24 protein-coding genes and 1 pseudogene are annotated in these 24618 nt (G+C 37.9%); 21 read left to right on the top strand and 4 right to left on the bottom strand.

All coding sequences use genetic code 11. From position 1 onward, the window contains the following. Positions 1-49 precede the first annotated feature (49 nt). The 19 genes from ACZ5N5_RS03855 to ACZ5N5_RS03765 all read left to right on the top strand — a co-directional run bounded on the left by ACZ5N5_RS03855 (position 50) and on the right by ACZ5N5_RS03765 (position 18849). Positions 50-1363 (top strand): IS91 family transposase, encoded by a 1314-nt coding sequence (locus ACZ5N5_RS03855; RefSeq protein WP_464373311.1) that lies wholly within the window; start codon positions 50-52, stop codon positions 1361-1363. Between the two features lie 314 nt (positions 1364-1677). Further along, positions 1678-2271, top strand: coding sequence for a YdeI/OmpD-associated family protein (locus ACZ5N5_RS03850; RefSeq protein WP_109982933.1), 594 nt, complete (start codon positions 1678-1680; stop codon positions 2269-2271). Positions 2272-2724: 453 nt separating this feature from the next. After that, positions 2725-4626: an endonuclease MutS2 gene (locus ACZ5N5_RS03845; RefSeq protein WP_464373310.1), complete on the top strand. Its 1902-nt coding sequence runs from the start codon at positions 2725-2727 to the stop codon at positions 4624-4626. A 290-nt stretch (positions 4627-4916) separates the two neighbouring features. Beyond that, complete coding sequence (locus tag ACZ5N5_RS03840) at positions 4917-5306, top strand: hypothetical protein (protein WP_054789226.1); 390 nt, start codon at positions 4917-4919, stop codon at positions 5304-5306. A 62-nt stretch (positions 5307-5368) separates the two neighbouring features. Further along, positions 5369-6013 carry a methyltransferase family protein gene (locus ACZ5N5_RS03835; RefSeq protein WP_464373309.1) on the top strand — a complete coding sequence of 215 codons (645 nt, stop codon included), beginning with the start codon at positions 5369-5371 and terminating at the stop codon, positions 6011-6013. Positions 6014-6161: 148 nt separating this feature from the next. Continuing rightward, positions 6162-6482: an ArsR/SmtB family transcription factor gene (locus tag ACZ5N5_RS03830; RefSeq protein WP_109982929.1), complete on the top strand. Its 321-nt coding sequence runs from the start codon at positions 6162-6164 to the stop codon at positions 6480-6482. 3 nt (positions 6483-6485) lie between these two features. Next, positions 6486-6875, top strand: a complete 390-nt coding sequence (locus tag ACZ5N5_RS03825; protein WP_054789228.1) for an SRPBCC family protein — start codon at positions 6486-6488, stop codon at positions 6873-6875. Positions 6876-6895: 20 nt separating this feature from the next. Continuing rightward, on the top strand, positions 6896-7267 hold the full coding sequence (locus tag ACZ5N5_RS03820) for an iron chaperone (RefSeq protein ID WP_054789229.1): 372 nt from the start codon (positions 6896-6898) through the stop codon (positions 7265-7267). Positions 7268-7286: 19 nt separating this feature from the next. Beyond that, positions 7287-7988, top strand: coding sequence for an FAD-dependent oxidoreductase (locus tag ACZ5N5_RS03815; RefSeq protein WP_464373308.1), 702 nt, complete (start codon positions 7287-7289; stop codon positions 7986-7988). Positions 7989-8016: 28 nt separating this feature from the next. After that, the gene (locus tag ACZ5N5_RS03810) at positions 8017-8625 is read left to right on the top strand and encodes a lysozyme inhibitor LprI family protein (protein WP_464373307.1); all 609 of its coding nucleotides are present in this window, start codon (positions 8017-8019) and stop codon (positions 8623-8625) included. A 114-nt stretch (positions 8626-8739) separates the two neighbouring features. Next, complete coding sequence (locus ACZ5N5_RS03805; protein WP_109982925.1) at positions 8740-8952, top strand: helix-turn-helix transcriptional regulator; 213 nt, start codon at positions 8740-8742, stop codon at positions 8950-8952. Further along, the gene (locus tag ACZ5N5_RS03800) at positions 8945-9340 is read left to right on the top strand and encodes a hypothetical protein (RefSeq protein ID WP_109982924.1); all 396 of its coding nucleotides are present in this window, start codon (positions 8945-8947) and stop codon (positions 9338-9340) included. The genes ACZ5N5_RS03805 and ACZ5N5_RS03800 overlap by 8 nt, the downstream gene beginning before the upstream one ends. Before the next feature lie 636 nt (positions 9341-9976). Then, the gene (locus ACZ5N5_RS03795; RefSeq protein WP_464373745.1) at positions 9977-10279 is read left to right on the top strand and encodes a metal-sensing transcriptional repressor; all 303 of its coding nucleotides are present in this window, start codon (positions 9977-9979) and stop codon (positions 10277-10279) included. A gap of 427 nt (positions 10280-10706) precedes the next feature. Continuing rightward, entirely contained in the window at positions 10707-12788 is a 2082-nt protein-coding gene (locus ACZ5N5_RS03790) for a heavy metal translocating P-type ATPase (RefSeq protein WP_464373744.1), read from the top strand. 487 nt (positions 12789-13275) lie between these two features. Then, on the top strand, positions 13276-13959 hold the full coding sequence (locus ACZ5N5_RS03785; protein WP_181397403.1) for a response regulator transcription factor: 684 nt from the start codon (positions 13276-13278) through the stop codon (positions 13957-13959). A 37-nt stretch (positions 13960-13996) separates the two neighbouring features. Next, positions 13997-15031, top strand: a complete 1035-nt coding sequence (locus tag ACZ5N5_RS03780; protein WP_464373306.1) for a sensor histidine kinase — start codon at positions 13997-13999, stop codon at positions 15029-15031. A gap of 168 nt (positions 15032-15199) precedes the next feature. After that, positions 15200-15976, top strand: a complete 777-nt coding sequence (locus ACZ5N5_RS03775) for an ABC transporter ATP-binding protein (RefSeq protein ID WP_054789233.1) — start codon at positions 15200-15202, stop codon at positions 15974-15976. Then, complete coding sequence (locus tag ACZ5N5_RS03770; RefSeq protein WP_464373305.1) at positions 15970-17892, top strand: FtsX-like permease family protein; 1923 nt, start codon at positions 15970-15972, stop codon at positions 17890-17892. Before ACZ5N5_RS03775 ends, ACZ5N5_RS03770 begins: the two co-directional genes overlap by 7 nt. Before the next feature lie 528 nt (positions 17893-18420). After that, on the top strand, positions 18421-18849 hold the full coding sequence (locus ACZ5N5_RS03765) for an N-acetyltransferase (RefSeq protein WP_109982986.1): 429 nt from the start codon (positions 18421-18423) through the stop codon (positions 18847-18849). Positions 18850-19196: 347 nt separating this feature from the next. Here ACZ5N5_RS03765 and ACZ5N5_RS03760 read toward each other — a convergent pair whose 3' ends face one another. Beyond that, positions 19197-19514 (bottom strand): MazG nucleotide pyrophosphohydrolase domain-containing protein, encoded by a 318-nt coding sequence (locus ACZ5N5_RS03760; protein WP_054788723.1) that lies wholly within the window; start codon positions 19512-19514, stop codon positions 19197-19199. A 90-nt stretch (positions 19515-19604) separates the two neighbouring features. On the opposite strand from ACZ5N5_RS03760, the gene ACZ5N5_RS03755 reads away from it, so the two are divergent. Then, positions 19605-20171 (top strand): LOG family protein, encoded by a 567-nt coding sequence (locus tag ACZ5N5_RS03755; protein WP_109982918.1) that lies wholly within the window; start codon positions 19605-19607, stop codon positions 20169-20171. 92 nt (positions 20172-20263) lie between these two features. Here the strand turns inward: ACZ5N5_RS03755 and ACZ5N5_RS03750 are convergent, their stop codons facing one another. From ACZ5N5_RS03750 to ACZ5N5_RS03740, 3 genes and pseudogenes are all read right to left on the bottom strand, one after another. Further along, a complete protein-coding gene (locus tag ACZ5N5_RS03750) occupies positions 20264-20680 on the bottom strand; it encodes a universal stress protein (protein ID WP_054860462.1) in 417 nt (138 codons plus the stop codon). 21 nt (positions 20681-20701) lie between these two features. Continuing rightward, positions 20702-22164 (bottom strand): annotated as a pseudogene (locus ACZ5N5_RS03745) (SulP family inorganic anion transporter). Between the two features lie 293 nt (positions 22165-22457). Then, the gene (locus ACZ5N5_RS03740; protein WP_054788724.1) at positions 22458-23543 is read right to left on the bottom strand and encodes an NAD(P)H-dependent flavin oxidoreductase; all 1086 of its coding nucleotides are present in this window, start codon (positions 23541-23543) and stop codon (positions 22458-22460) included. A 172-nt stretch (positions 23544-23715) separates the two neighbouring features. Between ACZ5N5_RS03740 and ACZ5N5_RS03735 the strand changes: the two genes are divergently transcribed. Then, positions 23716-24585, top strand: coding sequence for a LysR family transcriptional regulator (locus ACZ5N5_RS03735; protein ID WP_464373304.1), 870 nt, complete (start codon positions 23716-23718; stop codon positions 24583-24585). Positions 24586-24618: the final 33 nt, after the last annotated feature.

Genomic DNA, 24618 nt, shown 5'->3' with positions numbered 1-24618 from the left:
TATATAATCCGCGGTACCATAGGATTTTGAACTATGATAAGGTGGTTATATGGAGACAAATATACTAAAAGAAATGCTATTTGATGATTATCAACATTGGAAAACCTTCAAGCAAATGTATGGCGATAGAATCCGCCCTGTCGTGATCAAGGAGGTAGAAAAATTTAGAGATTGTGGAGATATGAAAAAAGGATTCAAGCTCTTTGTTTGTGAAGGTTGCCATGAGACAAAGCACGTTCCCTATCGATGTAAAGGACGCTTCTGTACGACTTGTGCTGTGGGGGAAAGTGAAGAGTGGAGTCGTTTATTAAGCGAAGATGTGTACCAAGTGAACCATCGCCATGTGATTCTCACGATCGATGAAGATTTACGAGATATATTCTTGTTGCACCGAGAGTTGTTAAAACCATTAATGGACGAAGGGGTACGATTGATTCGTGAATTCTTTGAAGAAAAAGTCAAGGTAACTCCCGGCATCATCGCTGGACTCCATACGTTTGGTTCCACATTGAATTTCAATCCCCATGTACATATGTTAGTAACCATGGGCGGGATAACGAAACGGGGAGCGTGGAAAGTGTATGACTATATTCCTTATACAAGGTTACGAAAGCAATGGCAAACGGTTGTGTTAAAAATGATACGTGCTTATTTGTCTCCAAAAGAAAAGAAGAAAGTCCAAGGACGATTACAGAAGGCGTATAGTGCTAATGGAGATGGTTTTTATGTGTACGCACCGAAAAGTCGAGGAAATGTAACCGAGCAGTTACGCTATATCGGTCGTTATATGCGACGACCTGCGATTGGTCTGAACCGGATTGTGGCATATGATGGTGATTTTGTGACGTTTACATATATGGATAAGAAAACAGGGGCAGAAGAAACCGAAACCATGATGGTAGAAGAGTTTATCAAGTGTCTCATTCGGCATATTCCGGATGAACAATTTAAAGTCATTCGTCATTATGGCATCTATTCACGCAGAAGTAAATCTATCTGTAGAAAGCTGATCGAAAAGTGGCAGGAGAGAGTGGATCGCATCCTCTTGAAAGTAAAAAAGACACTTCGTCGTCAAACATGGAGAGAGCGTGTAATCGCTAGTGGTGGGAAAGACCCTATGGTTTGTCGTCATTGTGATAATTATTATGAATATATGGGAGAAGTATGTCTCGATAACGGGCAGTTAGACATCAAAGTAGCCATCAATCAAGATGCCCAAGCCTATTTAGAAAGGATGATACGTTATCTCACGAGTACCGAAAAACCAAAAAAAGAAAAAACAGAAGAAACAAAAAGGAAGAGATCATTTACAGCCAGCCAAAAGCCAACAAGCCGTCAACTATCATTGTTTGGCTTGTCATGAAGAAGAAAAAATCCCGTACGACGTGGTACGAGATTTCGATATCATGGATGGAGGAGATCCAAGTGTTCCCCCACAGTTTAGTTGTGAAAAGTGCGGAGGAGAGATGTATCCGGAGTATTACAAAGGCTTTCGTGGTCAGGAATACAGACTTTCGGATGTCCTCTCATCTTGACAAAGGACCGGGCGGGCTTTCCCGGTTTTTCTTACATTATTGTCTACATACTGTCAATAAAATCGAGCGGATTGCCCTGTAAGCCTAAATGTTGTAAATTAAAGTTAACTAATTTCAAAACTTTATAGAGAGGGATTCTTAAATGGCAGACAATGTAGGAAGTCGCAGAGTGGATGGTTTTTTAAGAAAAGAGAAAAAGTGGAAGAGTGAATTTGAGAAGTTAAGACAAATCGTACTCGATTGTGGGTTGACCGAAGATTTTAAATGGATGCATCCGTGTTACACATATGATGGGAAAAATGTGGTTATTATTCATGGCTTTAAAGAATACTGTGCCTTAATGTTTCAAAAGGGTGTCCTGCTAAAAGATCCTAATCATATACTTATTCAGCAAACCAAGAATTCGCAGTCGGCACGTCAGATTCGATTTACCAATGTTCAAGAAATAATCGATATGGAAGACATTTTAAAAGCCTACATTCATAACGCCATGGAAGTAGAGAAGGCGGGTTTGGAAGTCGAGTTAAAAAAGACCTCCGAATACACGATTCCTGATGAATTGCAAACGAAATTCGATGAAATGCCTGACTTGAAGACTGCCTTCAAGTCACTGACCCCGGGGCGCCAAAGAGCTTATCTTCTTCATTTTTCTAATGCGAAACAATCTAAAACTAGACAGTCAAGAGTGGAAAAATATACGCAAAAAATTTTAGATGGCAAAGGATTAAATGATTAGATTACTCTGATCATATGTATGCATAGGATAAATCAACTTTACTTTGTTATGTCAGAATAGTATAATTATCAATAAGAATTAGATTTCAATGAATGAAACTATAAATTAAAAAAAGGGTGCTTTTTGTGAGTGCGGTAAGGTTCTAAATAGGATAAATTTTAAACGAAATAAATATGGAGAAAAAAGGGGATTTTTTTAGGATGTCACCTTGTTTTCCCATGTATTTATTTCAAAACCTATGAAGATACCTACAGTACATTATAAAGCGTGTAAGTGGAGGAAATAGCTATACTCTTTAGATAGCTTATTTCAATTTACACAAGCCTTGTAAATGTGAAGAAAGCTGCGGTATCCCGCAGCTTTTTTTGTGCTTACTCAATGGCCAATAACACTTCATTGGGATCTATTCGGTAGGTACCTTCATTATGATCATCATAGTGAGGAGTATGAAAAATGAATAAGATGACATTTGAGAAACTACAATATAACGAGTTAAAAGAAATAGTAAAATCTTATTGTGTAAGTGGTTTAGGGAAAAAAATGATAGATAATTTGAAACCAAGCTCAAGTATGAAGGTAGTGAAGAATCGTTTGAATGAAACGACAGAGGCGCGATCCATATTAGATGTCGTAGGGCATGTTCCATTTCTAGGTGTTTCTAACATTGAAAGCCTACTTCAAAACCTAGAAAAAGGCATCATTCTAGATCCTAGTGAATTGGTCAGGCTGTCGGATTTTTTAAGAGGATGTAGGAAAATAAAAAGGTTTATGCTTGATAAAGAGTTTTTTGCACCAGTACTAGCATCTTATGCGAATTCTATGTCTGAATTTGAAAAAATGGAAGAAGAGATTGATTTTTCGATCAAAGGAAATAGTGTCGATTCCGCTGCAAGCAAAACATTAAGACAGATCCGAAGAAACATCGAAGCAGTAGAAGAGAGAGTGAAAGAGCGCCTAAATAAATTTATAAATAACAATTCGAATAAGAAGTATATTCAAGAATTCTTCATTAGTAAGAAGAACGATAGATACACGATCCCAATTAAGGCTTCCTATAAGAACCAAGTTGCAGGAACCGTTATTGAAGCATCTTCAAAAGGATCGACGGTGTTTATCGAACTGAATACTGTTACAAAATTAAACGAAGAACTCGCAAGTTTAAAGGCAGAAGAAGCCATTGAAGAATATCAAATTTTAGCTACATTATCAGGCATGATCTTAGAGAACATGGATGACATTAAGATTAATCTTGATCTAATTAGCCAATATGATATGGTGTTTGCAAAAGCGAAATTCAGCAAGCACATTGATGGGATAGAGCCCAAATTGAATGATTATGGACATATAAAATTAGTAAAGGGCAAACATCCACTTTTATCAGGAGAAGTTGTCCCACTTGATTTTGAAATCGGAAGAAATTATCGTAGCTTAATTATTACAGGGCCAAATGCTGGTGGAAAAACGATTGTTCTCAAAACAATTGGATTATTAACTTTAGCAACAATGTCAGGCTTTCACATTAATGCGGATAGAGCTACGGTAATATCTGTTTTTGAAAACATCTTCGTAGATATTGGAGATAATCAAAGTATCGAAAACGCCTTAAGTACCTTTTCCTCTCACATGAAAAACCTATCTGAAATAATGAGAGTATCCAACAACCATACACTTTTACTATTTGATGAGATAGGTAGTGGAACGGAACCGAATGAAGGCTCTGCTCTAGCGATTTCCATTTTAGAAGAATTTTATCATATGGGGTGTATGACAGTTGCAACAACACACTATGGTGAAATTAAACGCTTTTCTGAAATGCATAACGACTTTATGAATGCAGCAATGCAATTTAATAGCGAAACATTAGAACCAAAGTATAAATTAATCATAGGGAAATCCGGTGAAAGTAATGCTCTATGGATCTCTGAAAAAATGAATATAAAGGAAAACGTACTAAAAAGAGCAAAGGAATATATGAACAATAAAGCGTATCGTTTAGAAATAATGAATGAAGCCAAAAAAAGAAAGCCAAAGATCGTTAAAGAGGAAACCCAAAACAGGTATGAATATAAGAAAGGCGATCGTGTGAAGCTATTAGACCATGATGACATTGCCATTGTTTATAAAGGGATAAACAATTATGGTAACCTTATTGTGTTCTATAACGAAGCGTTTATGGAGGTAAATGTGAAACGTCTCTCCTTAGATATACAGGCGCAGGAACTATATCCAGAAGGATATGATTTAGAAACATTATTTGTAGACCATCACACGCGAAAAATGCAGCATGATATAGAGAGGGGTTCGAAAAAAGCACTTCGCAAGATTCAGAAGGAAATAAGGAAGAACAAAGGTTAGGAAATTTAACACGATTATCACATCTCAGAAAAACGAATAAACGGAGGGCATATCTTTGGGAAGGTATGCCCTTCATCTTTCAAAACAAAACCAAAACCTTTGTGGGTGAAATCCATTGACGAATCTCCCATAGTTTAGGATGATAAAACATAAGAGATCAGATGTGATTTTATTTCATCTACAAATCGTTTCTACAGCAAAGAGCCTATGCATATCTTTAAAACATTTAAGGCGTGAAAATAATGTGGCTTTTCACTCAAGTAGCCAAAAAAGAAAGGGGGGTAACTATTTTGACAAAATTATGGATGCAAATTTGCAGAATATTTTTAGGAGTGATGTTTTTAGTTGCTGGTGTTAACGGTTATTTTGTTATTCTTGGGCTTGACCCATTTATCGCAACGAGCCCCGATGCAATGGCATTATTCGAATTTGAATATCTATTAATCATAGAAAAATCGTTAGAAGTTATTTGTGGTGTTCTACTTCTAATTCATCAATTTATCCCCTTAGTCTTAACCATATTATCACCTATTACTGCCAATATTTTTCTGCTCCATTTGTTCCTTGATCCATCATTGCTAGCATTAGCGATAGTACTTGTCCTATGTCATGGTTATTTGTTGTACTATTATAAAGATAATTTTATAGCTATCTTGGAGAGAAAACCGAAGTCTTCTTGATTTGTGAAGTGAAATCCTTTAACTAGACCTACCTTACAATCCATTAAAAAGGAGCCAGCGTTATGTACGGAAGTCAAAAACAATCAACCAAACAAAAGAGCTTTATTTTGATTGCACAGATTGTATATTTGATTATTGCCTATTATGTACTGTTTAGTTTGAATGAAGAAAACTTCCTTTCGATAGGGTTGTTTACGGCTCTATTTATAACGTCTCTGAGGTTAAATGCCATGATGTTCCTTTGGTTACCTAGAGGAATTGGGTGGATGGAGGCTATCGGAAATAGTTTAGCTTTTGCTTTATACTACCTGGTTTTTCCTCTTCTAGCTATCGCTAATGATAACGATGCTAGTATGACACTTTTTATGGTTGGCTGGATAATATTTTTACTAGGTAGTTTTATCAACACTGGATCAGAGTTGTTGAGAAAGATTTTTAAAGATAATCCAGAAAACAAAGGGAAATTATATACTGGTGGACTATTCCATTACGCCATTCATATTAATTATTTCGGAGATTGTCTTTGGGTATTGGGCTTAGCTATCTTAACAAATAATTTTTTTAGTTTATTTATTCCCCTCGGTTTACTTTTATTATTTGTTACTAGCTACATACCAAATCATGATAAATATCTACAAGACAAATATGGAGACCAATTCATAGAATATAAGAAGAGCACAAAGAAGTTAATCCCTTTTATTTGGTAGATGTAAATGGAAAATAATATAGCATCACTTGAAATAATTTTGCTTATAAATGAAGCTCTGGAGGGGCTTCATTTTTTTCGTTGACGCGGCACTAATTGGTGTCGTATAATAAGGACACCAATTGGTATCGAATTTGGAGGATAGAATGATGAAGAAAGTTTGCGAAAAACGGGATGTTTTTGTTGCCATTGCAGATCCAACAAGACGTCAATTGATCCGTTTATTGGCAGAAGCAGATGAGCTACCTTTACATGAATTAACAGACCAGTTCCAAATGGGGCGGACGGCGGTTTCGAAGCATTTGACTATCCTGAAAGAGGCTGACCTCGTAACCAATCGAAAATCAGGTAGAGAAACTAGATATCGACTAAATCCAGCCCCTTTACAGGAGGTCAAAGACTGGCTTTCTTATTATGAACAGTTTTGGAACGAGCGAGTGTCCTTATTAAAAAATATATTGGAGGATTAAATCATGGCAGATCTATCATTAGATTTTCAGTTTAGGAGCTCCATCGAAAAAGTATGGGAGGCTTTAACCGATTCAGCTACTCTTGCACAATGGGTCATGGAAAATAATTTTCAACCGATAGTGGGGCACAAATGTCAGTTTCGGAATGAGGAGATAGATTTAATTGTAGATAGCGAAGTGTTGGTGGTAGATAAGCCTCATAAATTATCTTATACATGGATTGGTGGACCGATTGACACCATTGTTACGTGGACCTTAAAGCAAGAAGGTGAGACAACTCACTTGCATCTGGAACATACCGGATTTGATCAAGAGGGACAAGCATTTAATGGTGCGAAGTATGGCTGGATGTATAAGGTGGAAAATCTTAAGAAAGTGTTAGATGAAGCGTAAAGATAAGGAGGTAGGAAGACATGGCGATTTTTGAAGCATTCGTAGCAGGGATAGATGATCTATCCCAACGTGAAAGAACAGAAGAAGTGTTGCATTGGGTAAATAATAAATATCCACAATTAGAGACAGAATTGAAATGGAATCAACCGATGTTTACAGATCATGGTACCTTTATTATTGGTTTTAGTGTATCCAAAAAACATCTAGCGGTTGCCCCTGAAGATGCTACCATTACTCATGTGGAGGAGGATATTAAGAAGGCTGGATATGATTACACAAAGGGATTGATTCGTATCCCATGGAATAAACCTGTTAACTATTCATTACTTGGGAAAATGATAGACTTTAATATTTGGGACAAAGCTAATTGTTCTACTTTTTGGAGAAAATAATTAGAAAGGAGCTATGGAAATGAGTTTTGTAAAAGATATGCTTTCCATGTTTAATAAGAAAGAATTATCATTTCTAAAAAGCTACAAAGAATCAGAAGACTACTATACCTTTCTGTTCGAAAAAGAAAAGGATATAACCTGGAATGCAGGACAATATGGCTTGTTTACAATTACCCACAAGAAAATAAAAAACAATACGCGACCATTTAGTGTAGCATCTGTACCTCAGGAAAATACGATTCAAATTACGACCAAAATCAGTGATCAACCTAGTGAATTTAAGAAAGCAATGCTAGAATTAACAAAAGGAACGAAGATAACGATGGCTGGACCTGTCGGGGCATTTTATTTAAGAGAGGAACACCCTACAGTACTAATAGCGGGTGGAATTGGAATTACCCCTTTTCGTTCCATTGTAAAGCAACTAGAGGCTGAGAAAAAAGAAAGACCTGTGCATCTACTCTATTTGGACAGTAACAAAACTTATATTTTTAAAGATGAGCTTGATAGAATAGCGAGTAATACCTCTATCGGCTTAACTTATCTCGATTCATCGAATCACTTACAGCAAGCATTGGACAAAAGCATCAGTACTTATAAGAATAATGCTAAATACTATATTGCAGGTCCGAAGTCAATGGTAGAGGATACATCTACTTATTTACGAGATAATGAAATTTCCAAACGAAACATTAAAAAAGATGTGTTAATTGGCTATTAGACAAAATTTTTAAGAAAGGTAGTATTTTATGAAACGTCACTTTTTATTAGGAATATTAGGGACAGTGCTACTATTGCTAGCAGCTTGTAGCAGCACGACGAACGAGTCAACCGTTAAACAGACAGAAGATCAACCTACCTCAACAAATCCAAGTGAAAAATCGGACCAGTCAAATTCTAAAGAGAATGACTCCAATATGGATAATTCGAACGTAAAAATCGTTGAGGATAACGGTCAAAGCGAGAATGTAAATACAACGAACGAAGAAGAATCTGTGGACTTAAAGGAAGAATATCTCAACAAATTAAATGAGACGAAAAAGAAAGTGGAAGAAATGCGAGAAAATCCTATGGATGAGACAACATTTGCTTTAAAAAAAATAGAAGGTGATGCTTTCGATATTTTGGATGGCATGTTAAATGAAATTTATGGAGTTTTAGAAGAAACTTTACCGACAGAAGAAATGGAACAACTAAGAATAGAACAGCGTGAATGGTTAGATTACCGGGATAATACAGCAAAAGAGGCATCTCTACAATATAAAGGTGGTACAATGGAACAATATGAATATGTAAGGGTTGAGAACAATCTTACACAAGAGAGATGCTTCGAATTAGTGGAAAACTACATGAAGTAACTTTTAAATCTGGACAGACAATATGTCAAATGTATTTGACACCATGTCTGTCTTATTTTATAATCGAGGTGTCAAAAGTATTTTACACCTTATCAGATTAAAAGGTGGTTCAGAATGGAAAATAAAATAAAAGAATATCGAGAAAAAAGCGGGTTTTCTCAAGGGCAATTAGCAGAATTATGCCATGTAAGTAGACAAACCATCAATGCGATTGAAAACAATAAGTATGACCCTAGTCTACAGTTAGCCTTTGATATTGCAAAAACTTTAGCGGTTCCCATGGAACAATTATTTATACCTAAGAACGGGGGAAAGAGAAATGGATAAGACTAAAAAAATTATCGCAATTATCGCGTTTATGGTCTTCATATTAGTTGCAGGGTATTCCTTATACAAATGGTTTAAATTTGGAACGGTTGATGGAGGTTCTATCTTCTTTAGCTTTCTTGCATTAACTTACTTTTTTAACTGGATTACTTGGGGGCAACACGAAGGCGGCGGTGAAAAGGATGAATTAGATAGACATATTCAAACACAAAGCGCCAAAATTGGTTACTATGTATTAATGGTATTGTCAGGCATCATACTATTTGTTTCAGAAGGTACAGGTAATCTTAATAATGTGGATAATTATCCTTTATTGTTAGTTGTATGTCTGACATTTATTACGGTTCCGGTCACTGAATTTATTTATTCCAAGAGATATAAGGGATAAGAAGGATTAGGCTATTGGTGGACATCTATTTGATCCATACTAATAAAAAATGGAATTCACTTTATCTTTGTTTATATCAAAAATAGTGATGTTATTGATAAAAGGTTGATTTTGTTTTTTGTATAATATCAATGTAAGCTATTTCCCTGTTGATCATGGTAAAAGTCCATGGACGCATGATTCTAGTTAGAGATCATGCGTTATTTTTTTGTAAATGGTTAAGATTGTCTAACGAAAATAGCTTACATATTTTCATTTACTGACTTTTTTGTATTGGGTATTTCAACAAAATAAGTTATTTGTTAAAATTTCTTATCCAGTATAATATAAATAGAAAGTCGTATAATAATATAGTTCGTCTTGGTGGTGGTTCACCGAACAGTAGTGCAATAGCCCTTCAAGGGAGCGACACACTATAGGTATTTTTTATAACCACACCTTAGTTGCTTGTCAGGCTCAAGGGTGGTTATTTGTGTCTATATCCATATTATCTAAAAGAATACAAACTTTATAAATGGATAAACTTAATGCATCAAATAATGTTCATGTAATGCTCGGCAGTTGCCGAGTTTTCTTTATTCACATAAATACGATTAATGGTATAGTATTTTTATGAAAAGAAAGGAAGTGAAGCGAATGGGAGAATTTCTTCATGATCATCCCATTACACCTAAAACAAAAGATGAGAAAGAGAAGGTTATCAATCGCCTTAAACGAATAGAAGGTCAGGTGCGTGGTATTCAGAAAATGGTGGAGGAGGACCGGTATTGTCCTGATATACTCGTGCAAATTAGTGCGATTAATGCAGCACTAAAAAAAGTAGGATTCACGGTAGCGGAAAGGCATGCTAAGCATTGTGTTAGCCATGCGGTTAAATCTGGAGACGGAGACGAAGTTATTGATGAATTACTCGAAGTGATGAAACAATTTTCCAAATAAGTGGGCTTAGAACATGAGTGATGAAAGGCATGTTACGGTCGGAATTACAGGAATGACTTGTGCAGCTTGCTCTAAATAAAATGGATGGAGTCCGTGCAGAGGTTAATTTTACTGAAAAAGTGAGTGTTGCCGTTTGATGAGACTAAGGTTACGATTACTGATTTAAGCGAAGCAGTAGAAGATCAAGGCTACGATGTCGTAGCATACATATATAAGAGCTGATCCGTTTTTTTTATTGGGTCGGCTCTTTTACTTAATATGAAATGTTTGTTTGATACCTTACAAGGGTATTGTATTATCAGTAAAAATACAGAGCTTCAAATGGATAGAAGTTTAATTAGAAAGGAATATTAGATAAAAAAAGGAAGTGATTAGCTTGGTAAGAGAGGGAGATACAAAGAAAGAAGCAATGCATGATTCTAAACATATGAATCATGTTCAAGGACGTTCTAATCATGAAGAAAACTATTCTGAAAGCCATGCTCATCATGACCATTCAAAGCATCATAGTCATGAAGAACATCATCATAGTGAGTATGAAAATCATAACGGACATGACCATAGCCATCATCATGAGCATATGGTGAAAGACTTTAAAAAAAGGTTCTACATTTCCTTAATGGTTACCATTCCAATTCTTATTTTATCTCCGATGATTCAAAACTTTTTCGGGGTAAATTGGCAACCTCTATACAATTCCTATATTTTATTCCTACTTGCTACCTTTATCTTTTTCTATGGTGGTTGGCCATTTATTACCGGGGCAATTAGTGAATTAAAAGATAAAAACCCTGGAATGATGACACTCATTGGCTTAGCAATTTTTGTTGCTTATGCCTATAGTTCGCTCACTGTTTTTGGCTTAGAAGGGAAGGATTTTTTCTGGGAGCTAGCCACATTGATTGACATTATGCTATTAGGACATTGGATCGAAATGCGTTCCTTGATGGGAGCGTCCAATGCGCTAGAGGAGCTTGTCAAGCTCATGCCTAGTGAGGCTCATAAACTCGACGAACAAGACGAAGTGGAAGACATACCAGTTTCTGAGTTAAAGAATGCCGATCGTGTTTTGGTCAAACCTGGAGAAAAAATCCCAGTGGATGGAACAATCCTAGATGGAAATTCAGCAATAGATGAGTCGATGCTTACAGGAGAATCCGTACCTGTGGAAAAGAATAAAGGTGATGAAGTTATCGGCGGTTCGGTGAATAAGGAAGGTTCACTTACGATACAGGTTGAAAAAACCGGTGCAGCTTCTTACCTTTCACAAGTCATTACACTGGTCAAAGAGGCACAGGATTCAAGATCACGAACACAGGATGTTACCAATCGGGCAGCAAAATGGTTATTTTATATTGCGCTTGCTGCTGGATTTATTACCTTATTCGTTTGGCTTGGGCTTGGATATCCATTTGATACATCACTGGAACGAATGGTGACGGTTATGGTCATCACTTGTCCACATGCACTTGGTTTAGCTGCACCTCTTGTTGTAGCAGTATCTACAGCTATTTCTGCAAAACAAGGCTTACTTATCCGTAATCGTGCCAATTTTGAAGGTGCGAGAAATTTAAATGCCGTTGTTTTTGATAAGACAGGAACGCTGACAAAAGGAGAATTTGGTGTAACCAATATTATTCCAAATGAAGGATATCAAGAGGAGGAAGTTTTAAATTTAGCAGCAAGCTTGGAGCAGAGTTCAGAGCATCCCCTTGCAACAGGTATCGTTACTTCAGCAAAAGAAAAAGGAATGCATCTACAAAAAATAACGAATTTCGAATCAATTACTGGAAAGGGAATTCAAGGAACCATTAATGGTCAAAAAATTAATGTGGTCAGTCCTGGTTATGTCGATGACAATCATCTTACCTATGATATGCAACAGTTTAATCAGATGTCGGAGAAAGGGAAAACAGTCGTATTTGTTTTAATAGATGATGCACTAGTTGGTATGATTGCTTTAGCAGATATGGTAAGAGAAACCGCAAAAGAAGCCATTGCTAAGCTAAAGGAAATTGATATACATTCGATTATGCTAACTGGTGATAACAAAAAGGTGGCTAATTGGGTTGCCGAACAATTGAATATTGATGAGGTATATGCCGAAGTTTTACCAGACAAAAAAGCGGATCAAGTTAAGAAAATTAAGGAAAAAGGCTGGAGGGTGGCAATGACAGGAGACGGAATTAATGATGCTCCTGCTCTTGCAACAGCTGATTTAGGAATTGCCATAGGAGCTGGAACAGATGTAGCAATGGAAACAGCTGATGTAGTGCTTGTGAAAAGTAACCCAAAGGATGTTGTCTCCTTAATTAGTTTGTCGAAGAAAACCTATCGTAAAATGACTCAGAATTTATGGTGGGCTGCAGGGTACAATATATTGGCTATCCCGCTAGCAGCTGGTATATTAGCACCTATTGGTATTGTGTTAAGCCCAGCAGTTGGAGCAGTTCTAATGAGTTTGAGTACGATTATCGTAGCTATTAATGCAAAATTGTTGAAAGCTTAGATTACGTCTGTAAGTCCCTCTTATTTAAATTGTTAAAATCTACCCTTTGGAAATGATTTGTCCAATGGGTTTTTTATAAAAAAGCCTTCCTGTAGAAATAAATTTGACCCGAAATAAGGTTTTTGGAATTACACAAAAAAGCCTTCCTTGGTGTATAGAGAGTGTCACGTCACGAAATAATGACCTCGAAAATACCGAAGGAGGAGTCAAAATAAATTTTACTCGATTAATGCAAATAACGGAAAACACAATCACTGTTGCATAGATATCGCCAGACACAAACACGTTGCGCGTGCTATTGATGATCGAGAGAGATCGATCTAACCAAACGGTTTGTTTTCATAGTGCCCCTCAATCCTCGAATCGTTTCCGTACCCCCACCATAGGTGAAACATTAATTGTGATACAATAAAGAGGAGTAATTCTTTGTTACCTCATATTATTTTATTTACAAGAGTCAAATTTGCGACACTAGGAGGCTGGCTCGATGAAGATAAACATATTTGTTGTTGAAGATGATGATGCTTTGTTTGCTGCATTGAAGAAAGGTCTAGAGGCTTGGTCGTTCCGGGTCACGAGACCAGATGATTTTGAAGGTGTGATGCGTTCATTTCTTGAACAACAGCCTCAGCTCGTCATCATGGATGTCATACTCCCGAAATTTGACGGTTTTCATTGGTGTCGCGAGATTCGCGCTGTATCCAAAGTACCCATTGTTTTCCTTTCCTCTCGCGATCACCCAATGGATATGGTCATGGCACTGAGCATGGGAGCGGACGACTTCATCCAGAAGCCGTTTCATACAGATGTGCTTTATGCCAAAATTCAAGCCGTTCTCCGGAGGACATATGCTTATGGCGAAGAGCAATCGAATATTCTTGAATGGAATGGCGCCTTGATTGATTTGAATCGAGGTATAATTCGAAAAGCTGGGAAAGAAGTGGATTTAACAAAAAACGAATTTTTTATACTGATCACGCTTGTGAGAACCAACAATGTCATTATCTCGCGCCATGACTTGATACGAAAACTGTGGGAGGATGAGCAGTTCGTGAACGACAATACCCTCACGGCGAATGTAACTCGTTTGCGGCATAAGCTAGAGACAATCGATTTGGCAGACGCTATTGTGACAAAAAAAGGGCTGGGTTATATGGCCATCACTTTATAGAGATTATGAACATGTATTGATAGGGGGGAACCGAGCCATGTTTATCCGTTACGTTGATGCAAGGAAAAGCTGGATTTTACTGTTTGCCGGCTTGCTCGGCTTAGCCAATGCTCTGATCCTGCTTGATCAAGGCATCCAGGTCACATCTACTTCTCTTTTTTATTTTAACGCCTCATTTATTCTGTCCTTTCTCCTGTTTTTTATATGGCGCTTCAAAAAAGAGACAAAATATGCCGCCGCGTTGGCTGCTCTGCAGGAAGACATGGCCTTAGACTGGATGGAGACACTTCCTGAACCTGGGAACGGCCTAGATCAGATGACCAACGACATCTTACGGGAGGCCTCCCTTCAGTTCAAACGAAAGCTTTCTGACTATAAAGAATCTCAACTGATCGAGAATGAATTTACGGCCTCATGGATCCATGAGGTGAAGACTCCTCTCACCGCCATGAAGCTGATCTTGGACGCCCAGCCAAGTGATCCGGAAATACGTAAAATTGAAGCGGAATGGTTGCGGGTGTATTTGTTGGTTGACCGGCAGCTGCATATGACACGTCTGCCCGCGATCGAATCAGACTATGTTCTTGAATTGGCCTCTATACAGCGCCTTGCTGCGGAAGAAGTACGGGAGCTGGCGCCGTGGTGTATGGAAAAAAATCTGGCGGTCAGTATCGAAGGAACGGATGTAAAGGCCATTACAGACCAAAAATGGTGCCGTTTCATCCTTCGGCAACTGTTGACGAATGCCGTGAAATATAATCCTGCGAATACGGTACTTATGATCGTGACGGATGTAACGGAGACAGGCCAAGTCTTTTTGGATGTCATCGATGAAGGACCGGGAATACAGCCGCATGAATTGCCGCGTATCTTTGACAAAGGCTTCACGGGCGAAAACGGCAGGATTCAAAACGCAGCGACCGGACTCGGGCTCTATCTTGCAAAAACCGTTGCAGATAAATTAGGAATTACCCTCAAAGCGCAACCCGGTCAAAAGAAAGGAACGGTAATGCGAATGATCTTTGTCGAACCCAACGCCTTCGAAGCTGTCCGGAGAGGGGCGGGCGAGTAATATCCAACTATGAAGCAGTCAGGATTGCTCCTGGCTGTTTTTTTGGTGTGGAATAGTGAACGTGACAATATTGTCACGTTGTCCTGCCAAATTGTCATGTAAAACGTACGACAAGCGGAAAATCCAACCGTATAATAAAGCTATCAAATTATGATTTGGAGGTACGTTATGGATCAGTTGAATGTAGGAGAAACCATTTTACAAGCACGAAATATCCACAAAACATATGGTAATAAAGGGAATGCACAGCATGTATTAAAAGGAATAGATTTACGCGTCACCCGCAGTGAATTTGTTGGCATTATGGGCCCTTCCGGATCAGGCAAGACGACATTGCTTAACGTCTTAGCCACGATTGATCATACTACGGACGGAACGGTTTTAATTGATGACGAAGATATCTCGAAGCTGAGTAATACCGCACTTTCTGCCTTTCGGCGCAACAAGCTGGGATTCATCTTCCAGGATTACAATCTACTGGACACGTTAACAGTGAAGGAAAATATACTGCTGCCCATCTCCCTTAGCAAAATGAGCAAGCGAAAAGCGGAAAGCGAGTTCACAGCCATCGCTGATGTGCTTGACATTAAAGCACTGTCGTACAAATATCCGCATGAAATATCAGGAGGCCAGAAACAACGGACAGCTGCCGGGCGCGCTCTGATCCACCAGCCTTCGATCGTGTTTGCGGACGAACCGACTGGTGCACTGGATTCCAAATCCGCTTCCTCGTTACTGGACGTGATGGAGAAAGTGAATCAGCAGCGAGGGGTCACCATTGTCATGGTGACGCATGATCCGGTAGCCTCCAGCTATTGCAGCCGTGTTGTGTTTTTAAAAGACGGGAAGATTTATTCCGAGCTCTACCGCGGCGATAAAACAAGACATGCGTTCTTTAATGAAATTATGGACGTGCAAGCTGTGCTAGGGGGGCAACCATGTTGACGGTTTTTGAATTAGCGCTTCGCAGCATGCGGCAAAATGTGAAGCATTATTATTTGTACTTCTTTGCGCTGATCTTTAGTTTGAGCCTGTATTTTGTCTTCACCTCACTACAGCACGATCAGTCTGTTCAGAATATGACAAATACGAGCGTTGTCTTCTTTCAAATTGCGGGAGTCACGCTGATTGTGATCGTTGGGATCTTTACCGTCTCAGCCAACGGCATTTTCCTGCGTCGGCGCAGTCGAGAAATCGGACTATATCAGCTGATTGGTCTTTCCAAAGGCTGGGTAGCCCGATATCTAATAATCGAGAATATACTGCTTGGCTTAGGTGCACTACTTGCTGCGATCATTTTTGGTGCGTTGATTTCAAGGCTGTTCGTCCTGATTTTGCTGAATCTGCTCGGCTTAGAAGGGATTGTCGGCATCAGCTTCTCCGTACCAGCGGCTTTTAAAACGGTGATGGTCTATCTTTTCATCATCGTCATCACTTCCATTCAGATGATGCTGACGGTTTATCGCAGCAGCCTTCTGAATCTGTTTCAAGCTGACAAGCGGCCTGATCTCACTAATCCGCCTAAAGCGGTGGCATCTGCTATTTTTGCCCTGCTCGGTCTGGCGCTGATTGGATACGGCTATAAATTATCGGGTCATATCGATAAAGAGTTATTCCCCAACGCACTATTGATGCTCGGATCTATCGTTACAGGGACTTACTTATTGTTTCACGTTACGATCAGATGGTGCTTTTACCGGTTCCGCAAGCGTAAAGATGGACACCTAGGCTTAACAAACAGCCTGTCGATAGCTCCGCTGATGCACCATACGAAAGCAAATGCCAACTCACTTGCCTTGATTACGTTGTTGTCGGCCATGACCATCACGCTGATTTCCATGGCTTACTCCTTCTACTACTCCGTAGAGCATGAGACCCGTCGCGACCTCCCTTATGATTTTATGTTTGAAAACGATCCGAAGGAGGCGCTGTCGTTCAAAATGGAGCTGGAGAAGGAAGGCATCGATGTTAATCACCACGTCGTTCAAGCGGTTCTGACGATGGGCATCATCCTTGATCCGAATGACCAATCCTACAAGGTTGAAGAAAGTTTGTTATGGCTTCCGGCCGAACAGCTTAAACAAACAGGCGCAGACCTCAACGTGCCGCCAGATGGTGAAGCCATATTGTACGATGCTGGGGCCTCACTTGCCGGGGAATTAGATGAGCAGTCGAAGCGATATCCAACCAAAATAGAGCTGGAGCAGCATGGACAGGCCGTTATGTATACATTGAGGACATTGAGGGAAACGAACATCATGAATTTAAATGCTCCCGGCAGTCAGCTGCTAGTGTCAGAAGCGACGATGAACAAAATCGCAGAACAAATGGCCGGTACGCCTGATTATAAAAAAATTCACTTTGATACGTATCAAGTTCCGGACAAGGAAGAGCTCGCAATAGCTTCCTCAATATACGAAAAATATGACAATGACGAACCATTAAAGTATGATTACTATGCGCAGTACAAAAAAGTGCTGGAGCTGACAGGCTTGCTCATTTTCATCGCAGCTTTCCTTGGACTTGTCTTTTTGATCTCAACCGGCAGCATCTTGTACTTTAAGCAAATGACCGAAGCTGAGCAGGAAAAGCAAAGCTTTAAGACATTGCGTCAGCTCGGATTCGACGTGGATATGATCATGAAAGGCATTATACGAAAGCAGGCCATCGTGTTCCTTCTCCCTCTATCGATTGGTATGCTGCATTCGATCTTTGCTATCAAGGCGGCTTCATTTATGATCCGGTCGGACACCATATTTCCGGCATCCATCGCCATGACAAGTTACACGGTTATCTATTTTGTATTCGCTCTGTTTACCATAGGCTACTACCGCAACATTGTAAAAAACGCTATGTCATAACCATCACTTAAAGTGGGATAAGCTATATGGGGTGCCGGCAACATTTCGGATATTTTGTACGTTAAGCATATCTCCAACCTAAAAAAATCGATTCCTTATCGTACAGGGAAATGAAGATCAGTAAACTTTCTAATCAAACAGGAGTTAGCCCCCGTTCTTTCGTTATTACGAGAAAAAAGGTTAATCCAACCTTCTCGTAAAGAAAATGGTTATCGGGTTTATGAAGAGCAAGACAAATACAGCCTGTTATAGCCTATGGTTCCCTCGAACCATGGACGGTGATTGGAATAGCTCCAGTCTCATTCATCCATGCAGGTGAAAATAATATCCATTTCGTTAGATAAATAGCCTTCTTTGAAAAGCTTTCTTTTACTTTCCCGTTAAATCGGCCTTTTACTATATATGAAATGTTTTTAGAATACCTTATGAGGGTATTTGTTGTTAGCTATCGCATTTTGTCTTGCTATCATCTAATCCTTTGGATATGATTTATCCAAAGGGTTTTTATAAAGAAGGGAAATAAAGAAGATGATAAGACCATATAAAAATGAAGATATTCAAAAAATAATCGATATTTGGTATAAAGGTTCAGTACAGGCTCATCATTTCATAGATGCTAGCTATTGGGAATCAAAAATGCAAGAAATGAAAGATAAGTATATTCCAATGTCAGAGACTCATGTCATTACAGACCAATCCGAGATTATCGGATTTATTTCTATGGTAGGCAACTATTTAGCAGCACTTTTTATAGATGTACGCAACCAAAATAATGGGGCTGGAAGAGAGTTGTTGAACTTTGAAAAAAGGCGACGGAATATCATGCAGCTGAGAGTATATCAGGAAAATGCATTAGCTATAAACTTTTATTTGAAAAATGGCTTTGTTTTGAAGGATGAACTTAGGGATGAGCAGACAGGTAAAGCGGAGTATTTAATGGAATGGAAAAAAGCTTAGCATGCTTCTAAAAGAAGAATGAGAATTTTTTCTATAACCTAACAAAAACAGTCTATTTTTTCAAAACGTTAGGTATAATAAGTTCATACAGTAAAAAGACCGATAGGTGCGGTAACACCTACCGGTCATGCAATAGATTTCCTTTATAGTGGCGGTCACCATATAATCTGGTTTTGCCACCTTGCTATAGCTATAAAGCTTAGTAGGGTGGCTTATTCTTTTTCTTTCATAATCAGCACTATAAGAACTAGTAATACTGATCATTAGAACGATTGCTTCGTAAACCGTCTTTGTTACCGCCCTAGGACTTTATAGGCGCCGTGGAAAAGCAAATCCTTCTGTACAAGTTAGGAAGAATATCGTTTATCTAATTTATCTCGGTGGGATTGAAAGATATCTTCAAGTGGAATATCATATTTATTCGCAATGACAATAAGATTTCCCAAAACGTCACCTAGTTCCTCTACTAATTCTTGTTTTTGTTGATCTAATGTTCCGGTACCTTCATCTGGTCTATCTCTACCAATTTCCAGTGCTCTGATGGCTCTTGCAACCTCACCTGTTTCTTCTGCTAGAAAACCAATTCGAATAAAAATATCTAAATCTGACCACCCTCTTTTCTCATAATAAGACTTTACCCATTGTTGAAAATCATTTAAATTCATATAAATCCTCCATATTTTTTTCTTTTAGATTAACAGAATAATCTATATAATGATAATCGATATCTATATAGATCGATAGGGGGAATTATTTTGAAACGAATAGCGGTTTTTTGTGGTTCTAGTTATGGTGCTTCAAATATTTATAAAGAAGGTGCCATCCAATTAGGAAAAGAATTAGTGAAGCGAGATATCACCCTAGTTTACGGTGGAGCAAGTGTCGGGATAATGGGGGAATTAGCTAATACCGTGTTAGCCGAAGGTGGAGAGGTAATTGGAGTGATACCAACACTATTAGAAGAAAGGGAAATAGCCCATCCCCATCTATCCGAACTGTATACGGTTCATACTATGCATGAAAGAAAAGCAAAGATGGCTGAACTGGCAGATGCATTTATTGCCCTTCCAGGAGGTCCTGGAACCATGGAGGAATTTTTCGAAATATTTACATGGGCACAAATTGGCTTACATCAAAAACCATTTGGCCTGCTGAATATTCATCAATATTTTAATCCTTTAGTTAGTTTATTTGATCATATGGTGGAGCAACAATTTTTGCAGGAGAAGTACCGATCCTTAGCTATGGTTGACTCCAATCCTTCATCTCTAATAGAAAAATTTACTACTTTTGAACCGATCTCTGTAAAAACTTACAGTTAAAGGCTCTATTATTAAATATTTTTACCGAAACAAAAGCCTGAACCTTATCTTTAGAAAAAGGTTCAGGCCTTCCAACATCACTAATGGTCACTTTATTTTACGACTAAAACAGGACATTGTACGCGTTTGAGTATTTTGTGACTTACACTTCCGAGGATCATGGTTTGTAGTTTATTTAATCCTCTACTACCTACCACCACAAGATCATAATTATTGTCATTAGCAAATTCAACAATCGAAGGACCAGGTTCACCATGTAAGATGTTTGTTTCACAAGGAATACCTACAGATGTAATTTTATCTTTTACCGGTTTTATCTTTTCTTCTCTTTCTTTTTTAACTTCATATTTGTCCACACCATGAAGGACATCTGTTTTGGACGTATTCCCATCTACTACATAGACAATGTCGATCGTTCCATTCTTGAGTTGAGCAATTTCGATTGCGTGTTCCGCTGCTCGAACGGAGTGCTCTGATCCATCTGTTGCAAGTAATATTTTTTTATACAAGCCCCTTCACCTCTTCTACGATTAATGACCCGATGCTTTTGATAGACCACCGATTTTTCTTTTTAATAATCTACTCTCCGCATTTAGACCTATATATTGTACCTTAACATGATTTTGTTCAAATTTCATTTCGATTTTGTCTAATGCACCAATTGCTGAATCATCCCAGAGGTGAGCATTGGTAAGATCAATATCCACTTGTTTAATCGGTTCGTTGAAAGCAAATTGTTCTACTAAATCACTTACTGAAGCAAAGAAAATTTGTCCATCGACTTTATAAATTTTCTTACTATTATCTACAGATGAAATACTCGTAACCTTGACCTTAGATATTTTTGCCGCAAAGAAGATGGCACTTAGTAATACACCAAGTAAAACACCTTTTGATAAGTCATGTGTTACTACTACGGTAATAACGGTTGCTACCATAACAATTGCATCGGTTCTAGGAATCTTATGAATATTTCGTAGGGAAGACCAATCAAAGGTACTGATAGATACCATAATCATTACACCAGCAAGTGCTGCCATAGGAATTTGGACGACGACATCACCTAATACAATAATTAAAAACATAAGGAAAAGACCTGCAACAAAGGCAGACAATCGACCTTTTCCGCCAGATTTAACATTAATAACGGATTGTCCTATCATTGCACAACCAGCCATTCCGCCAAAGAAACCTGACGCAATATTAGCTATCCCTTGTCCGCGACATTCTTTGTTTTTATTGCTTTCTGTATCTGTCATGTCATCCACGATATTAGCGGTTAACAATGACTCTAATAACCCAACAATGGCGAGTGCTAGTGAATAAGGGAAAATAATCGCCAATGTTTCAAAAGATATTGGAATGTCAGGAATCATAAAAATTGGTAATTGGGAGAGATATTACCAAGGTCTCCTACTGTACGAATACCAAATCCGGAAAATACGGTGATTAAAGTTACAACGATAATGGCCACTAAAGTGGAGGGAACCGCTTTTGTGATCCTAGGAAAAAGATAAATAATTGCCAATGTTAAAGCTACCATACTGTACATAATCCAGCTTTCACCTTCGAAATGCTGTAATTGTGATGTGAAGATCATAATAGCTAGTGCGTTAACAAATCCGACCATTACGGAACGAGGAACAAATTTTATAAACCTAGCTAATTTAAATACCCCAAATAGAATTTGTATTATTCCAGTTAAAATAGTAGCCGCAAATAAATATTGCAACCCGTGATCTGCTACTAACGTGATCATCAATAGCGCCATAGCCCCTGTTGCAGCTGAAATCATCCCGGGTCTTCCACCCACAAAGGAAATGATAACAGCAATACAGAAGGAGGCATATAGCCCAACCATTGGATCAACCCCTGCAATAATCGAAAACGCAATGGCTTCTGGAATTAACGCTAAAGCTACCACTATTCCCGCTAATATATCTCCTCGTATATTCCCAAACCATTCATATTTAATTTTTTCTGCTCTGTTCATGAAGCACCTCTTTCGTATTATTTTATAGTTCTCTGAGCGTTTCAGAGAAAATTTCCGGCGTGAACAAAGTGAACTATATCACAATTTACAAAAACGTCAAACCGCTATAGAAACGTAAACAATGGTATTTTTCTTTGAATTACAGCCGTTTTCTACAGTTTTCTATTATATTTATCAAATACTATTAAATGAATAGTATTTTTTAGTACCGATATAGTGCTTGTAAGTGTTAATATAATTATTTAAGGTATAGAAAAACCTAGCTTTTTTTGCTAGGTTTTTAGTACAAGAATTTACTTTGTATCCATAGAACTTAATTTGTTGGCTTCTGCAATAATATTTTTAATTAATATTTCGGCTTTTTGAATTGTGGCTAATCTAGGGCTTTGACCAGCCCAAAGGGACATGAAATCTTGATTATCTTCTGTAGCAGCAGTTTTTCTAATATCTTGTGTTAGTCTATTTTGAACAGGAAAATTGGGTAACAGTGTTTCATAGTTCTGCATTTTTGAAATAAAATTATTTTTAATTCCTCTTGCCCACTTACCTGAAAATGAACGAGTTAAAACAGTTTGGTCTTCTTTAGCTTTAAGAATTGCTTCTTTATGAACCTTATTCGCTCCACTTTCAATACAAGTAAGGAAAGCTGTACCCATTTGTACACCCATTGCTCCTAAACAAATCGAAGCCATTAATCCTCTCCCATCCATAATTCCTCCTGCAGCAACAATAGGAATGCTTATATTGTCTACAACTTGTGGGATCAGAGACATTAACCCAACCAAATTTTCTTGTGCTCCATTAATAAAGCTCCCACGATGTCCACCAGCTTCACTTCCTTGAACAACAACCATATCCATTCCAGCTTTTTGATTTTCCATTGCTTCTGTCACAGTGGTAGCTGTGCCAATCAGGATAATGTTTGATTGTTTTAATTCAGCAATCACTTCTCTAGAAGGGATGCCAAATGTAAATGAACAAATAGGAACTTTTTCTTCCATAATAACCTTAATTTGTTCAGTAAATGTATCAGAAACATCTTTAAAGTTTGGAAAATCAAGGTCATCCCTTTGGGGTAAATTTAATTGCTTACGAATCGGGTTTAAGAACTGGTTAGCCGATTTAATCTCATTCTCTGTAATATCAAACTCATTAGGAACAAAGAGATTTATTCCAAACGGATTTGAAGTTAATTGCTTTATTTCCCTAATTTCTTCCCTTATTTGAGCAGGGGGCAAGTATCCTGCTCCAAGCATCCCTAGCCCACCAGCATTTGAAACCTCAGCGATTAATGTTGAGGTTGTTACTCCACCAGCCATAGGAGCCTGGATAATCGGATGCTTAATTTTCAAAAGTTCTGTCATCTTATTCTTTAACATATTTCACACCTCTTTTTTATTTTTACTTATTGATTAAGTTAGTCTTTCCTTCGATTTTTTCTAAAGATAAAAATTATATTTAAATCATATCTTTTTTTTGATATATTGAATAATATATTATATTGATATTAGTCATCAGTTATTTAGATGGCAAAAAGGTGTGAGGATTTTTATGGATTTGCATACATTAAAAATTTTTCAGACTGTTGCAAGGCTGGGAAGTATTTCACAAGCAGCAAGAGAACTTCAATATGCACAATCTAATATCACTATGAAAATACAGCAATTGGAATCAGATCTTAAAACAACCCTTTTTTATAGACATAATCGTGGGACTGACTTAACAGCCAAGGGAAGTATGTTGCTATCATACACTGAAAGAATATTTCATCTTATAGAGGAAACAAAAAGTGTGATGAATGATGATCAAACACCAAGTGGTCCGTTAATTATTGGTTCAATGGAAACAACCGCTGCAGTTCGCTTACCAACCCTACTTGCAAAGTATCATAAAGACTTTCCAGATGTTGATGTAACTTTAAAAACAGGCTCTTCTGAACAAAATATCCAAGGAGTTTTAAAGTATGAACTTGATGGAGCATTTGTGGCTGGACCTATTGAACATCCCGAGCTCATTCAAAAGGAAGTAATTAATGAGGAATTAGTACTCATTACCGATACAATTCATCCTCCTATTTCTTCATTTAAAGATATTCAAACAAGAACGTTGCTTGTATTTCATGCTGGATGTTCCTATCGAGAAAAACTTGAACAATGGTTACGTCAAGAGAGGATAATTCCGAATAAAATAATGGAATTTGGTACTTTAGATGCGATAATCGGTTGTGTAGCAGCTGGTCTAGGTATAAGTATGCTTCCACAAGTTGTCGTTACAAAGCATGTACAAGATGGAATGCTTAGACAGCATTCCATTCCAAATTTATACGGTAAAGTCAAAACAGTGTTCATTTATCGGAAAGATAAGTATATACCTCCGTCTTTACTAAAATTTATAAATATGTTAAGTGATTTAGATGGTTAAGTATAAAAAAAAAGACTACATACTTTAGAATTA

The organism is Gracilibacillus sp. JCM 18966, assembly GCF_055392695.1.
This window is presented reverse-complemented; position numbering and strand designations above follow the sequence as displayed.

Excerpts from the sequence above, each read along its gene's own strand:
- ACZ5N5_RS03830 (WP_109982929.1), top strand. The coding sequence starts at position 6,162 with ATGAAGAAAGTTTGCGAAAAACGGGATGTTTTTGTTGCCATTGCAGAT.
- ACZ5N5_RS03770 (WP_464373305.1), top strand. The coding sequence starts at position 15,970 with ATGTTGACGGTTTTTGAATTAGCGCTTCGCAGCATGCGGCAAAATGTG.
- ACZ5N5_RS03800 (WP_109982924.1), top strand. The coding sequence starts at position 8,945 with ATGGATAAGACTAAAAAAATTATCGCAATTATCGCGTTTATGGTCTTC.
- ACZ5N5_RS03815 (WP_464373308.1), top strand. The coding sequence starts at position 7,287 with ATGAGTTTTGTAAAAGATATGCTTTCCATGTTTAATAAGAAAGAATTA.
- ACZ5N5_RS03795 (WP_464373745.1), top strand. The coding sequence starts at position 9,977 with ATGGGAGAATTTCTTCATGATCATCCCATTACACCTAAAACAAAAGAT.
- ACZ5N5_RS03760 (WP_054788723.1), bottom strand. The coding sequence starts at position 19,514 with ATGAATTTAAATGATTTTCAACAATGGGTAAAGTCTTATTATGAGAAA.
- ACZ5N5_RS03845 (WP_464373310.1), top strand. The coding sequence starts at position 2,725 with ATGAATAAGATGACATTTGAGAAACTACAATATAACGAGTTAAAAGAA.
- ACZ5N5_RS03780 (WP_464373306.1), top strand. The coding sequence starts at position 13,997 with ATGTTTATCCGTTACGTTGATGCAAGGAAAAGCTGGATTTTACTGTTT.
- ACZ5N5_RS03775 (WP_054789233.1), top strand. The coding sequence starts at position 15,200 with ATGGATCAGTTGAATGTAGGAGAAACCATTTTACAAGCACGAAATATC.
- ACZ5N5_RS03810 (WP_464373307.1), top strand. The coding sequence starts at position 8,017 with ATGAAACGTCACTTTTTATTAGGAATATTAGGGACAGTGCTACTATTG.
- ACZ5N5_RS03765 (WP_109982986.1), top strand. The coding sequence starts at position 18,421 with ATGATAAGACCATATAAAAATGAAGATATTCAAAAAATAATCGATATT.
- ACZ5N5_RS03850 (WP_109982933.1), top strand. The coding sequence starts at position 1,678 with ATGGCAGACAATGTAGGAAGTCGCAGAGTGGATGGTTTTTTAAGAAAA.
- ACZ5N5_RS03785 (WP_181397403.1), top strand. The coding sequence starts at position 13,276 with ATGAAGATAAACATATTTGTTGTTGAAGATGATGATGCTTTGTTTGCT.
- ACZ5N5_RS03805 (WP_109982925.1), top strand. The coding sequence starts at position 8,740 with ATGGAAAATAAAATAAAAGAATATCGAGAAAAAAGCGGGTTTTCTCAA.
- ACZ5N5_RS03740 (WP_054788724.1), bottom strand. The coding sequence starts at position 23,543 with ATGTTAAAGAATAAGATGACAGAACTTTTGAAAATTAAGCATCCGATT.
- ACZ5N5_RS03820 (WP_054789229.1), top strand. The coding sequence starts at position 6,896 with ATGGCGATTTTTGAAGCATTCGTAGCAGGGATAGATGATCTATCCCAA.
- ACZ5N5_RS03735 (WP_464373304.1), top strand. The coding sequence starts at position 23,716 with ATGGATTTGCATACATTAAAAATTTTTCAGACTGTTGCAAGGCTGGGA.
- ACZ5N5_RS03835 (WP_464373309.1), top strand. The coding sequence starts at position 5,369 with ATGTACGGAAGTCAAAAACAATCAACCAAACAAAAGAGCTTTATTTTG.
- ACZ5N5_RS03855 (WP_464373311.1), top strand. The coding sequence starts at position 50 with ATGGAGACAAATATACTAAAAGAAATGCTATTTGATGATTATCAACAT.
- ACZ5N5_RS03790 (WP_464373744.1), top strand. The coding sequence starts at position 10,707 with ATGAATCATGTTCAAGGACGTTCTAATCATGAAGAAAACTATTCTGAA.
- ACZ5N5_RS03825 (WP_054789228.1), top strand. The coding sequence starts at position 6,486 with ATGGCAGATCTATCATTAGATTTTCAGTTTAGGAGCTCCATCGAAAAA.